Source organism: Microbulbifer aestuariivivens (genome assembly GCF_039545115.1).
In the GTDB taxonomy this organism is placed as follows: domain Bacteria; phylum Pseudomonadota; class Gammaproteobacteria; order Pseudomonadales; family Cellvibrionaceae; genus Microbulbifer; species Microbulbifer aestuariivivens.
The window spans coordinates 67,131-79,754 of the sequence record NZ_BAABRT010000010.1; the positions used below are offsets into that span (position 1 = coordinate 67,131).

Genomic DNA, 12,624 nt, shown 5'->3' on the forward strand with positions numbered 1-12,624 from the left:
ACAGCCTTGTGATGTTGCGCACCAAAACCTCGCATTCGTGACCAAAAATGCAAACTCAGTGCTAACCATTCCGGCACGGGGGTGCCATACTCATGCCGATCGGTTAGGATCAGCCCAGCAGCGAAAGACTCGCGCAGGACACCGGTACAAAGCCGGTACGTTTACACGAGTGGCTCCTGACCGCTGCAACGCATAACAAAGGTCGTAAAATGAAGACAGTCTCCGAGGCCCCGAGAATCTGGGTCACCACCATCTTATTTGCCGCCACCGCCCTCGTGGCACTCGTGCTGGTACCGCTGTACGGCATAGTGCATGGCTTCCAGTGGCAGGCATGGGCCGCATTCGCCGTTTACGGCGCCCTGTGCGGCCTGTCCATCACCGCCGGCTACCACCGCCTTTGGTCGCACCGCACTTACGAGGCGCACTGGTCTCTGCGCTGGCTGTTCGCCCTGTTTGGCGCGGCGTCGCTGCAGAATTCCATCCTGGTCTGGTCCTCCGGCCACCGTCGCCACCACCGGCACGTGGACGACAATGATCACGACCCCTACTCCGCCAAGCGCGGTTTCTGGTTCTCCCATATCGGCTGGATGCTGCGGGACTATCCCAGCGGCAAGGTGGACTTCGACAATGCGAAGGACCTGCAGCGCGACAAGATCGTGATGTTCCAGCACAACCACTACCTGGCGATCACCCTGACCATGAATATCGGTCTGCCGCTGCTGCTGGGCATCTGGAGCGGAGATATCATCGGCATGATGCTGCTGGCCGGCGTACTGCGCATCGTGGTCAACCACCACACCACTTTCTTTATCAATTCGCTGGCCCATATCTGGGGTCGCCGCCCCTACACCGACGAGAACACCGCCCGCGACAACGACCTGCTGGCGTTCTTCACCTTTGGCGAGGGTTATCACAACTACCACCACATCTTCCAGACCGACTACCGCAACGGCATCCGCTGGTACCAGTGGGACCCGACCAAGTGGCTGATCAAGACCGCAAGCTGGGTGGGGCTGGCCCGCAACCTGAAGACGGTTCCCGCCATGCGCATCCAGCGCGCCATGCTGGACATGCAGTTCAAGCGCGCCGAACAGAAGCTGCAGCAGTCCAGCCACAGGGATGGCTGGCGCAAGCTGCTGGAGCAGGAGGCTCAGCAGTTCTCCGCCGCGCTGGGCGAGTGGAAAGAACTCCAGTCCCGCCGCTACGAGAATGCCCGCGAGCGACTGCTGGCCAAGTGGGAGAGCGCAGCGATCCGCACCCGGGTCAAGGAGCTGGAATACAGCCTCAAGATGCAGCGCAAGCGCCTCGCCATCATGATGGACCAGTTCCATCAGTCCCCGGCCCCCGCTGCCTGATCCAGGCTGCACAGGGCACAATAAAAAGGCGAGCCATGTGGCTCGCCTTTTTTACCTCTCAAATCTCTCAAATCTCTCAAATCTCTCAAATCTCTCAAACCTCTCAGGTCTCACATATCGCTCTTATCGTTTTTTCACGCCAGCGCTTGTCTTTTCGGCGATTCCATCCCCGGCAAGCCTATTTCAGCAACCCCATCGCCAGCGACTTTTCCTCAACAATAAACGCAATAACCGCGACAGTCGCAGCCGGACACACCGTCAGCTCACCCCCGGTTTACTGATTGCCATCGCGACTGCGCGCTCAGGCTCTACGCTGGACTAAGCGGGCACTGCGGCAAAGGCGTTCATGGCGTAATCCACCCGCGCCTCCACCGACCTTTCCAGCTGCTCCATATCCAGAGCCTCGATATGCCGCAGGCGGGTGCGCAAGCCCACGCCATTGGCCAGCTGAATCGCCAGACCGGGGCGCGCATTGGCTTCCAGCAGCAGCGGCCCGCGGCGGCGATCGAGCACGATATCGCAACCGAGATAACCCAGCCCGGTCATCTCGTAGCACCGTGACGCCAGGCGCAGCAGATCGCGCCAGCCGGGCACCACCAGCTCATCGAAAGGCATTTCCGTATCCGGGTGGCGGGCGATGCGCAGCCCGCGCTGCACGGCGTGACAGCTCTTGCCGGTGGCCAGGTCGATGCCGACACCCACTGCACCCTGGTGAAGGTTCGCCTTGCCGTCGGAGGAGTGCGTGGAGCAGCGCAGCATCGCCATCACCGGAAAGCCGCGGAATACGATCACGCGGACATCCGGCACGCCCTCAAAGGAATACCGGTCGAATACCGGGTCGAAATCCACCAGTGCCTCGATCATAACCCGGTCCGGTTTACCCCCCAGGCTGTAGAGGCCGCTGTGGATGTTACTCACATGGCGCAGCACATCCTCGCGGCTCACCGCCGCCCCGGAGGGCTTGAGGTAGTTATCCCCCTCGCGGCCAACCACCACCAGAATGCCCTTGCCCCCGGAACCCCGTGCCGGCTTGATCACGAACTGCCACAGCGGCTCGATCACTTCCATAACGCGGCGCCGGCTCGGCTGACTTTCAAAAGCGGCGATCAGTTCCGGCACCGGGATGCCGTGCCGCCTGGCACAGCGCTTGGTGTTCAGCTTGTCATCAACGATGGGGTAGCGGTCGCGATCGTTATAGCGGGCGATGTACTGAACATTGCGGGCATTCATGCCCAACACGCCCAGACGACGCAGCGCGAACGGGGAGACAAAGCCTCCCCGCAAGCGGGCGACAAGCTGGCGTAAATTAAAGCGCCCCATCGCCCTAGCGCACCAGCTGGCGGAAACGCATCAGTTCACCGAGGCGGTAGCCGGTGTAGTTACCCACGATCAGGATAAAGCCGAGTAATACCAGCAGCAGTTCCGGGAAGTTGAAGGTCCAGTGCTCGACGAAACGGTTGGTCATCACCCACCACGCCAGCACGGCCACCAGCAGACTGCCGCCCGCCTGCACCACCACCTCGTAGGGGCCGTCCTCCTCCCACACGATCGACATGCGCTCGATGGTCCAGGCGAGAATAATCATCGGGAAGAAGGTCACCGTCAGGGCCTGCTCGATGCCGAGCTTATAACTCACGACACTGATGACCCCCATCAGTATCACCACCGTCACCACCACGGCGGCGATTCTCGCCACCAGCAACAGGTTGAGCCGGCTGAGGTAAAAGCGCACCCAAAGCCCCAGCACCAGGATCAGCACAAAGATCGCCAGGCCGGTGAAGAGACGGGTCTCGATAAAGGCAATGGCCAGCAGCACCGGCATAAACGTGCCCGAAGTGCGCAGCCCCACAAACACCCGCAGCAGCACCACCACCAAAGTGCCCACCGGCACCAGCAGAATCAGCTTGAAAATACTCTGCTGCTCAATGGGCAGGCTGTAGATGGAAAAATCCACCAGTGCCTCTTTTTCATTGCTGGTGCTCAACATGGCCACGTCCCGGGCCGGCACGTCGTTGGAGATCACCGAGAAGGTGACGCGGGAATTGCGCCCCCCCTCCACATCGAGAAGGCTCTTGCCGCCGCGCTGCCAGATAAAAAAGTTCGGCGGCACCCCGGGGTTGCCGGTATTGGGCTCGAACACCACCCAGCGGCGACCGTCGTAGACTTCCAGCAGGTCTTCCGGGTCGAGACGGCGGCGATCATCCTCGAGATAAAGCCCGCGGATACGGTGGGCGGGGATCTCCGCCGCCGCCAGGACGATAAGCGCCACATCCACCAGGGAGCGGTTTTTGTAGTGGCTGAAAATCAGGTTGCGATCCTGGTTGCGCGGATCGTTGAGGGCGATCAGCAGCTGTGCGGCAAAGGTTTTGGTATCGGAGGAGCGGTCCCGGGCAGTGTCCACCAGGCTGTAAATGGCCTGTCGCACAGCCTCCTGCTCGCGGGCGCCGAGGAACGGCGGCGCCACCTCGGTACTGAGCGCCAGCGGCTGTTCAAGAGGCGCGCCCGGTGTCTGGTGCACATCCAGCTGGTAGAAGAGGGTTTGGTTGCCACTGGCGGAGCGGCGCGACCAAACCGCGCGGTACTCGTCATCATCGCGGACAATATTGAAACCGAAGCCGGAGGAGCTGAAGGTCTCCCCCAGCACTTGCATATTGCGCTGCGCGCGCGGCAGGGTCAGGGCCGCTTTCACCGGGCCGCCGTCCGCGGTAAAGCGCACCTTGGCCTCGATGGTCCAGACGGTGCGGTACTCCCCCGGCAACAGCGGGAAGCCCAGTTCACGATTTTTATAGATGGTCAGGCCGGCGCCCATAACTGTGAGCAGCGCGGCAAGAATATAAACCTGAGCGCGTGGCGACATTCGCCAGTCCCCGTTTGCAGGCGGGGAGGACTGAACCCGTCACCCGCGATTATCTGTGGCCGTTAGGATTATCTATGGTTGTTAATAGTTGGGCTGAGCTGGCCGCGGCTGCCCCTGTACCCGGCGGCGGCTGACATCCACCACGGCCGCATCCTTGAGGTAATTGCGCCCCACCAGCAGGCGGTAGTTAAGGCTGCTGCGGTCGGTCAGGTTCACCTCCACCATATGGGTCACCTCGCCGAGGGTGAGGCTCATCATCACCACCGGCCGCCGCTGGGCACCAAAACCGGGCCTGGCCACGCGCACGTAGCGTTTCACCGGCAGCTCCAGGGTGACAGGGTTCTGCACGGGGCCCCGGTCATTGCCGGCGGCAACCTTAAAGCGTACCCATTCCTTGCCGTCGCGCTCGAAGGGTGTCAACTCGCTGACGCTCAGGGAGGAGGTGGGTGCGCCGGTATCGATCAGTGATTCCAGCAGCAGGCCGGCGGGTTCGATGGCCACCACCTCGACACTGCCCAGCACCAGCTTGTCCTCGGCAACGGGCACTTCGACGACCTTTTCCAGGGTTCGCTCAATCACCCGCTCGACGATTTTCACCTGGGGCTCAGTGCATACCGCCTCTTCTACGGGCGGGCACTGTTGCGGTGCATCCATGGATGCCGCGTTTTCGGTCGGCGTGCCGGTGCCCGCCTGAGTCGATGTCTGCCAGGGAAAGTGCAGCGCCCCGCAGCCGCCAAGCAGCGGAACGAGCAGCAGTAACACTAGGGGAGAAGTCCGCATTCTTATTAACTACCTTGGGCCCTCAAGCCGTCCTGTGCGCTCATGGCAACCTGGCTTTCCGTGCTGGTTTCCAACACCGGAGGGGTCCCGTCTCCGTTTGGCCAAAAGGGCGGATATTATCGCATTCACAGGGTGGCTGAACAGCGACCAAGCACGCAGTTATCGTCACCAATTCGCCCCGCCCCATTTTTTTGAGTGCGCAGCCGGAACCAGGGATTGCCCACGGGTTCCGGCTGCGGCACCGGGCAGTGAGTCCAATCGCGGGAATAGGTCGCGGTACTGAGCCGCGGTACTGAGCCGCCAGTTTGAACCGCAGGTCTGAGTCGCGGAAATAAATCGCGAAACTGCGCGGCGGGGCTGGCCAGTAGCGGGCTTCAGCCCTGCCGCAGACGGGTGTCGATATTCGCCAGCAGGCTGATCAGTGATTCCGTGCCTTGGCTATTACGGAAGAATTCCTCGGCGATGGGGGCGATGCCGCACTCGCGGGGCAGCGGCTGCTCCAGTTCGATCAGCTGGCTCATGCGCGGCAGGAAGACGAACTGCAGCCACTGCGGCAGAGTCAGGGTATCGACACAGAATGGCTCGGTGCTCGCCAGCGCCTCCGCGCTCGGGGGCTCCGCCTGCCACAGGTCCCGGCGGCGAAGCTCCGTTTCGAGCTGCAGCAGCTGGTCTGCCACGTCCAGATAAATCGATTGCATCAACCACTCCATGCGGGGGCCGGCCCCGCGCCTACATTCTTGGCCAAGACTATTCCGCCCTGCCTATACGATATGGCGCGTGAAGGGCGGCAGCGAATCGAGAATGGCCCGGCCGTAACGCCGGGTCACCACGCGGCGATCCAGCAGGGTCACCGTGCCCTCGTCGCTTTCCGTGCGCAGCAGGCGGCCACAGGCCTGCACCAGCTTGAGCGCCGCATCCGGCACCGTGATCTGCATAAACGGGTTGCCGCCACGGGCCTCGATCCACTCCGCCAGCGCCGCCTCGATGGGATCGTCCGGCACGGCGAAGGGCAGCTTGGCGATCACCACATGGCGACAGTAATCCCCGGGCAGGTCGAGCCCCTCGGCGAAACTGGCAAGACCGAACAGCACGCTGCGCCCGCCGGCGTCCACCGCTTCACGGTGTAATTCCAGCAACCGCTGCCGGGACTGCTGTCCCTGCACCAGGATGCGGTTGCGCCAGGTCCCCGGCAGCGACTCGTACACGGTTTCCATCTGCCGCCGCGAGGAAAAGAGCACCAAGGAACCGCCCTCGCCGTCCAGCAAACCGGGCAGCGCTTCGATCACCGCGTCGGTGTGGGCATCGGCATTGCCGGCATCCACCGCGCAGGCGGGCACCTGCAGTTTGGCCCGGGAAAAGTCGAACGGGCTCGGCACCACCTGATAGCTGGCATTGTCGGGCGTGCCGGCGCGCATCTTGAGACGCTCGAAATTGCCCAGCGCGGTCAGCGTGGCCGAGGTCAGCACGGCGCCGAAACAGCGCCGCCAGAGACTGTACTCAAGGGTTTTACCGGCCAGGATCGGCGAGCAGCACACCTCGAAATCGGTGGAGCCACCCCGCTCCACCAGCGTCACCCAGCGGGCCTGGGGCAGCGCGCCCTCGGCATCGGGGCGCGCATAGTTGGCCCACAACTGCAGGTTCGCCTCGGCGCGGCCATACCAGCTGCCCAGCAGCGGGTACCAGCGCTCAAGGTCCACCGCCGGCACCGGCGAGTGGGGGTCATCCAGCAACCGCTGGGCCGCCTGCAGCATCTTGCCCAGCAGCGCCTCGAGCTCATCGAAATCTTCCCGCAGCTTCTCCGCCAGCTGCATCAGCGACTCGGGTACCACGCCGCCCTCGAAGCGGTGACGGACGGTGTTGCCGCGCTCATCCTCGAATTCACACAGGTCTTCGATCAGCGGCCACATCTGCTCCAGGCCCTGCTTGGCGGAAGTCAGCACCGCTGGCAACTGCTCGCCACAGCGATCGATCTCGGCGCCATCCCCGATCTCCCCCAGCATCTGCCCCAGGTTTTTGTTGGCCTGGTCGAGCCAGCCGGTGGAGGCGCCCACCCGGCTGTGATGGGAGAAGTGGCTGAGGGCCTTGTCGGGCAGGTGGTGGGCCTCGTCGAGAACGTAGATGGCATCTTCCGGCGCCGGCAGGATAGCGCCGCCCCCCAGGGCCAGGTCCGCCAGCAACAGGTCGTGGTTGGCGACAATCACCCGGGTCTTGCCCAAGCTCTCGCGGGCGCGGAAGAAACTGCAATTGGTCACGTGGGGGCAGCGGCGGCCGCTGCACTGGCGGTGATCGGTGGTGACCCGGCCCCAGTCCTCCACCTCGATGGTGTCGATCCAGTTGTCGCGGTCGCCATCCCAGCTGCCCATGGCCAGCTTGTCGGCCATCTCGCGGTAGAGTTTGACGCTGCCCTCGCCCACCTGCTGGGGCAACTCATCCGGGTACAGGCTCATGCTGGCGCCGATACCGCTCTCGCTGAAGCCCGACAGCAGCTGATCGAGCTTGCTCAGGCACAGGTAGCGGCCGCGGCCCTTGGCCAGGCTGAAATCGAACTCCAGCCCGCTGTGCCGCGCCACTTCCGGCAGGTCCTTGTGAATGATCTGTTCCTGCAGGGCCACTGTGGCGGTGGACACCACCAGAGTCTTGTCATGGGCCTGGGCGAGGGGAATGGAGGCCAGCAGGTAGGCCACGGTCTTGCCGGTGCCGGTGCCGGCTTCCACCACACAGATATGCTCGCCGTCGGTCTTTTCCCGGTCGCGCTCGCCGGCGCCGTCGCTGGCAATGCCGCCCAGGGTGCGGGCGATGGCGGCCACCATCAGTTTCTGGCCATAGCGGGCCTGCAGAGAGCGGCCGGCCAGAAACTGGCTGTAGGCGGACTGGATGGACTTTTTGTGTTGATCGCTTAGCACTGAGGACGCCGGCAGGGTTGTGAAACAGGAAACGCGCAATGGTAACCGATTGGGGGCTACCACCGCGCGTTTCGATGCGGGAATCGGCGGGGCTTACTTGTAGGCCAGCTTGGAGACGACCGGATTGGCGTAGGACTGAATCGCCTGCTGGCGCCAGCGCTCGTCGATCGCCGCCATGCGCTCTTCGAACTGCTGGCGGATCTCCTCGTGCTCGTCGGGGTGCCACTCGCGCGGCGGCCAGGAAACCGGCAGGTCCGGCGCCTCACCGTAAATCATCTGGTAGGCAATCAGGTTGGTGGGGTGCAGCACGTAGTTGCCGATAATCTGGCGATCGATCTCCTCGGCGATGGCGGTCACGTCGGAGTAATCTCCCTCGATCGGGGTACCGAAGGCCGCATGCACATGCCCTTTCTGGCCGACCACGCCCTTGGCGATGGACTTGAGATCCTCGTGCTGGGCCTTTTTGTAGCTGTCGTGGCTCTCATAATAAATCTGTCGCGCCTTCAGCATGTCGCAGGGGTCCCATTCATAGGAGATGGACAGGGGCACGATATGCAGCTTGCGCCAGAACTCGGCGAACGGCGTCTCCTTGTCCTTGGTCATCGCGAACATGGCGCAGAGCGCAGGGTTGGTGCGGTCCAGGCCATCCTTCGCGCGCCCCGCGCGCTGCGCGATCCACACATGCTCGTTGTCGTTGACCACCGAGTGGTAGATATAGTTGGACAGCTTGGTGGCCGACTCGAGCTTCTCGCGCCGGCTGCTGGACTGGCGCTTGACCGTGAAGCACTTGTTCAGCTTCATGATATCGGTGGCGAACTGCTTGCTGAGCAGGTTGTCGCCGATGGCGATGCGGGCGGTCTCATGCCCCTCCTTGTACATGGAGAGGATGGTGAGCGCCGGGTCCATGGCGATATCGCGGTGGTTGCTGACAAACAGGCAGGCGCGGTCCTTGGGCAGGGTATCCAGGCCGGAAATGGTGAGGCCGCTGCTGGTGCGGCTGACCACCATATCCATATACTTGGACACCACATCCTGCACGTCGCGCACGGTGCGGGCCTTGCGGAACTCAAAGCGCAGGAACTGGCGCACCAGCCAGGCCACAGGCCCCTCCAGCTTGGCCAGTTTCGGCACCAGGAAATGGGCGGCGGCGTGGGACATCTCCGGGTCCGCTATCATACGGTCGAGGGCCTCGCGTACCTCGTCGTCGCGGTACGGGCGAATGTCCTCGAACTGGGCGGGATCCAACTCACTTGCTCTCATGGCATCACTTACCTGCCTGCTGTGGCGCTGTTGACCAGCACTCTGGGCTTGTTCTTATCTGGTCCTACCGTCCGGGGAGGCGGGCGGCACGCAATGGCGGCCCGGAGGCCGCGCCGGCGCAGAACATACCGGAAGCGCCGCGGAACTGCCAGCCCCCAGCGCACACCGCTGATGTGGACAGCCGGCGACGCAGCCGGGAGAATACCCCGCTTCACCGCGTTCGAAAGCGACAACGATCATAACGAGCGCGCCGGGCGCCATCAGAGCAGGAGTACAGCTTGAGCCAGCCAGATACCACTATCCAGCACCGCAAACCCAGCCTCGGGGACTCCCTGTTCCCCCTCGGCATACTCATCGCCCTGCTTTCACTGTCGGTCTACTTTTACGGCGCCGACTCCTCCTACGGCCCCAACCAGATCGCCCTGCTGCTGTGTGCCGGCGTCGCCGCGCTGATGGGCATGAAGAACGGCCGCAGCTGGGATGATATGGAAGCCGGCATGCTGCACGGTATCGGCCTGGTGTTCGGCGCCATCCTGATCCTGCTGGCGGTGGGCGCCCTGATCGGCAGCTGGATTCTCGCCGGCACGGTACCCTCGATGATTTATTACGGCGTACAGGTGCTGTCTCCGCAGTGGTTCTACGCCGCCAGCTGCATCATCTGCGCCGTGGTCGGCCTCAGTATCGGTTCCAGCTGGACCACCGCCGGCACCCTGGGGGTCGCCCTGATGGGCATCGCCGCCGCACTGGGACTGTCCCCGGCGATCACCGCCGGCGCCATCATCTCCGGCGCCTACTTCGGCGACAAAATGTCCCCGCTGTCGGACACCACCAACGTCGCCGCGGCGGTGACATCCAACGACCTGTTCCTGCATATCCGCCACATGCTCTGGACCACCATGCCGGCCTTCCTGATCGCCCTGGTGGCGTTCGCGGCGTTCGGCCTCGCGGCGGACACCGGCAACGCCTCCGCTGCCGATATCCAGGCGCTGCTGGACGCGCTGCGGGAGGAGTTCAATATTTCCCTGGTCAGCCTGCTGCCGCTGGCTCTGCTGCTGTTTATGGCCTGGCGCAAGATTCCCGCCTACCCCACCCTGATCATCGGCGCCCTGGTGGGCTGCCTTATCGCGCTGGTGTTCGAGCCGGAAACCGCCCGTCGCCTGGGCGGCGATGACGGGGCGCTGGCCGGTATCAAGGGCGCCTGGTACAGCCTCTTCGACGGCTACAAGTCCACGTCCAGCAATGAGAACGTCGCCGAACTGCTGTCAAAGGGCGGCATGAGCAGCATGCTCAACACCGTCTGGCTGATCGTATCCGCCATGGCCTTTGGCGGCGCCATGGAGCGCGCCGGTTTCCTCGAGCGGATCGTCGGCTGGACCCTGTCTCGCGTCAAAAGCGTGGGCGGCCTGATCAGCACCACCGTGCTCACCTGCTTCGGCATGAACGCCGCCGCCGGCGACCAGTACATGTCCATCATCATTCCCGGGCGCATGTTCCGCGATGCCTACAGGGAAAAAGGCCTGAACAGCCTCAACCTGTCGCGGACCCTCGAGGACTCCGGCACCATCACCTCGGTGCTGATCCCCTGGAATACCTGCGGCGCCTACATGACCGCCACCCTGGGCATCGCCACCTTTACCTACGCCCCGTTTGCGCTCTTCAATATTCTCTGCCCGCTGCTGGCCATCGCCTATGGCTGGCTGAACTTCAAGCAGCTGCCATTGGCTGCGGGAGCCAACGGCAAAACCGAAAAAGAATCCCCCAGCGCATGAGCACCGCCGCAACCCTGAGCGCACTGATCGCCGAAGCCGACTTTAACCTGCGCTGGTTCGACCTGGGCCGCCGGCTGCGGCCCGTATCCCGGGCCGAGGCCGAGGCTTTTGAGAGTGGCGCCGCGCCCTGGCCGCACCCCTACCTGCGCCACGCCTGGACAGGCCTGCTGCTGTGGCCCAAAGAAGGCGGCGAGCCCATCGTCTGGTTCCTGCGCCTGCCCTTGGACGAACAGGGCAAGCTGCAACTGCCGGTGCGCGACGGCTTCCTGCGCCGACTGGACGAAGCCCTGCGGGCAAGCGGCAATGGCCAGCCCCGGTGCGGCGGGCAGTCACAGCGGGTGCAGCCCTCCGCCGAGGCACTGGATCAGGCCCTGCAGACCAGCGGACTACTGTATGAGCCGGCGCCGGAACGACAGGCGACCTTCCACGCCCGCTCCTCACTGCTGCTGAAGCGCCCCGCCAGCAGCCATTACACCCGCGCGCTCGCCTATCTGGAGAACCCGCAGGACATGGCCTGGGAGCAACTGGCCTTACAGGGTATCGCCGATCTGGCGGCGCGCTGGCAAGAGCACCGCGACCTGCTGGAGCGCCGCATGAATGATCTGGCACCACCGGTCTTTATCAGCCTGTGCCAGTGCCTCGAAAGCGAGACCATCGACCACCGCATCGCCGGCGCCATCGCCGCGCGCGGGCGCCGCGCGATAGCCGGGAATCTGGCGGCGGAAACGGCAGAAGAAACGGGCAATCATGCCGAAGTTACCGCCGCGATTCGCGGGCTGTCCCACTCCGTGGCCCAGGGGCTGCGGCGGCAATTCCTCAACGAGGTACTGCAATCCGCCGCCGCTACCGACGGCGAAGTCCTGGCAGCGATTGGCAGCCGCTGCGCCGATGAGCTGGAGGACAGCGCCCTTACCAGCGCATGGCTGGCGTCGCTGGCCAAAAGCCAGAGCCAGAGCACTTTCAACCTGCTGCTCACCGACCTGATGTATCTAGCCCCGGTGCGCACAAGCATTCTCACCGCCGTGAGAGATCCGCAGCGCCCGGAAAGTGTCGCCGGGGCGTTTGGCAAGTTTCTGCACGGCGGCGATCCTGTTCATTGACAGCCGCTGGCAACCGCCCAACTCACCACCCAACTCCCCGTCCAGCGCTCCCCCAGTCACTGGCAAAAAGCATCCCGCACCGAAACGCCCGCCAGCGACTACCTTTATCGTTGGCCTGACTTCCACTCGGCGAGGTGCTGCCGCCCGGGCGTTTCAGCGCATCGCCGCATCGCCATCGGGCACAGCAACAGCCGGACATATTTTCCGTGAGCTTTTTTTGCCAGGCTGAAAACCTCAAAAAAACCACGACGCCCCGCAACCACGGCAGAGCAGCTTTGGCAGAAAACCCCCTTAACCCGGGTATTTCACCGCGACAAACTGGCACCGGAATTTTCCACAGTTCACCCCTGGCAGCTATTTAAACCGCACGCCTATTACACTCCATTGGGCGGTATCTTTGTAGAAAGCATTTTTACAGAGCTGACCAAACAGGTGACGTTTTATTGGCTAAGCTAATGGCTAACATCAACGGAAAAACGGAAAGGAGTTAGGGGATGAATTTCACTCCAGCCAAGTATTTAATTGGAATTATCAGTGCACTGGTTCTGGCGGGATGCTGCTCAGCACCAACACCGCCGGCATCCTGTCCTCCGGGCTCTG

The 12,624-nt window shown here is 63.3% G+C and carries 9 protein-coding genes; 3 read left to right on the top strand and 6 right to left on the bottom strand.

The annotated features are described in order from the left end of the window. Positions 1 to 209: 209 nt before the first annotated feature. A complete protein-coding gene (locus tag ABEA58_RS07745; RefSeq protein WP_345550318.1) occupies positions 210 to 1,355 on the top strand; it encodes an acyl-CoA desaturase in 1,146 nt (381 codons plus the stop codon). Positions 1,356 to 1,673: 318 nt separating this feature from the next. Here the strand turns inward: ABEA58_RS07745 and ABEA58_RS07750 are convergent, their stop codons facing one another. The 6 genes from ABEA58_RS07750 to ABEA58_RS07775 all read right to left on the bottom strand — a co-directional run bounded on the left by ABEA58_RS07750 (position 1,674) and on the right by ABEA58_RS07775 (position 9,155). Next, positions 1,674 to 2,675 (bottom strand): alpha-L-glutamate ligase-like protein, encoded by a 1,002-nt coding sequence (locus tag ABEA58_RS07750; RefSeq protein WP_345550319.1) that lies wholly within the window; start codon positions 2,673 to 2,675, stop codon positions 1,674 to 1,676. A 4-nt stretch (positions 2,676 to 2,679) separates the two neighbouring features. Beyond that, a complete protein-coding gene (locus ABEA58_RS07755) occupies positions 2,680 to 4,212 on the bottom strand; it encodes an inactive transglutaminase family protein (protein WP_345550320.1) in 1,533 nt (510 codons plus the stop codon). An 81-nt stretch (positions 4,213 to 4,293) separates the two neighbouring features. Continuing rightward, positions 4,294 to 4,992, bottom strand: a complete 699-nt coding sequence (locus ABEA58_RS07760; protein WP_345550322.1) for an ATP-dependent zinc protease family protein — start codon at positions 4,990 to 4,992, stop codon at positions 4,294 to 4,296. A 374-nt stretch (positions 4,993 to 5,366) separates the two neighbouring features. Then, positions 5,367 to 5,690 carry a YqcC family protein gene (locus ABEA58_RS07765; RefSeq protein WP_345550324.1) on the bottom strand — a complete coding sequence of 108 codons (324 nt, stop codon included), beginning with the start codon at positions 5,688 to 5,690 and terminating at the stop codon, positions 5,367 to 5,369. A 63-nt stretch (positions 5,691 to 5,753) separates the two neighbouring features. Continuing rightward, positions 5,754 to 7,895: an ATP-dependent DNA helicase DinG gene (dinG, locus tag ABEA58_RS07770; protein ID WP_345550326.1), complete on the bottom strand. Its 2,142-nt coding sequence runs from the start codon at positions 7,893 to 7,895 to the stop codon at positions 5,754 to 5,756. Positions 7,896 to 7,988: 93 nt separating this feature from the next. Further along, complete coding sequence (locus ABEA58_RS07775; RefSeq protein WP_345550327.1) at positions 7,989 to 9,155, bottom strand: 1-acyl-sn-glycerol-3-phosphate acyltransferase; 1,167 nt, start codon at positions 9,153 to 9,155, stop codon at positions 7,989 to 7,991. A 278-nt stretch (positions 9,156 to 9,433) separates the two neighbouring features. Here ABEA58_RS07775 and nhaC point away from each other — a divergent pair, with 278 nt between their 5' ends. Together nhaC and ABEA58_RS07785 are read left to right on the top strand one after the other, a co-directional pair. Continuing rightward, the gene (gene nhaC / locus ABEA58_RS07780) at positions 9,434 to 10,924 is read left to right on the top strand and encodes a Na+/H+ antiporter NhaC (protein ID WP_345550328.1); all 1,491 of its coding nucleotides are present in this window, start codon (positions 9,434 to 9,436) and stop codon (positions 10,922 to 10,924) included. Beyond that, positions 10,921 to 12,024 (top strand): DUF3549 family protein, encoded by a 1,104-nt coding sequence (locus ABEA58_RS07785; RefSeq protein ID WP_345550330.1) that lies wholly within the window; start codon positions 10,921 to 10,923, stop codon positions 12,022 to 12,024. The genes nhaC and ABEA58_RS07785 overlap by 4 nt, the downstream gene beginning before the upstream one ends. Positions 12,025 to 12,624: the final 600 nt, after the last annotated feature.

Coding starts and splice junctions, on each gene's coding strand:
- ABEA58_RS07755 (WP_345550320.1), bottom strand. CDS start 4,212: ATGTCGCCACGCGCTCAGGTTTATATTCTTGCCGCGCTGCTCACAGTT.
- ABEA58_RS07785 (WP_345550330.1), top strand. CDS start 10,921: ATGAGCACCGCCGCAACCCTGAGCGCACTGATCGCCGAAGCCGACTTT.
- ABEA58_RS07745 (WP_345550318.1), top strand. CDS start 210: ATGAAGACAGTCTCCGAGGCCCCGAGAATCTGGGTCACCACCATCTTA.
- ABEA58_RS07775 (WP_345550327.1), bottom strand. CDS start 9,155: ATGAGAGCAAGTGAGTTGGATCCCGCCCAGTTCGAGGACATTCGCCCG.
- ABEA58_RS07765 (WP_345550324.1), bottom strand. CDS start 5,690: ATGCAATCGATTTATCTGGACGTGGCAGACCAGCTGCTGCAGCTCGAA.
- ABEA58_RS07760 (WP_345550322.1), bottom strand. CDS start 4,992: ATGCGGACTTCTCCCCTAGTGTTACTGCTGCTCGTTCCGCTGCTTGGC.
- ABEA58_RS07750 (WP_345550319.1), bottom strand. CDS start 2,675: ATGGGGCGCTTTAATTTACGCCAGCTTGTCGCCCGCTTGCGGGGAGGC.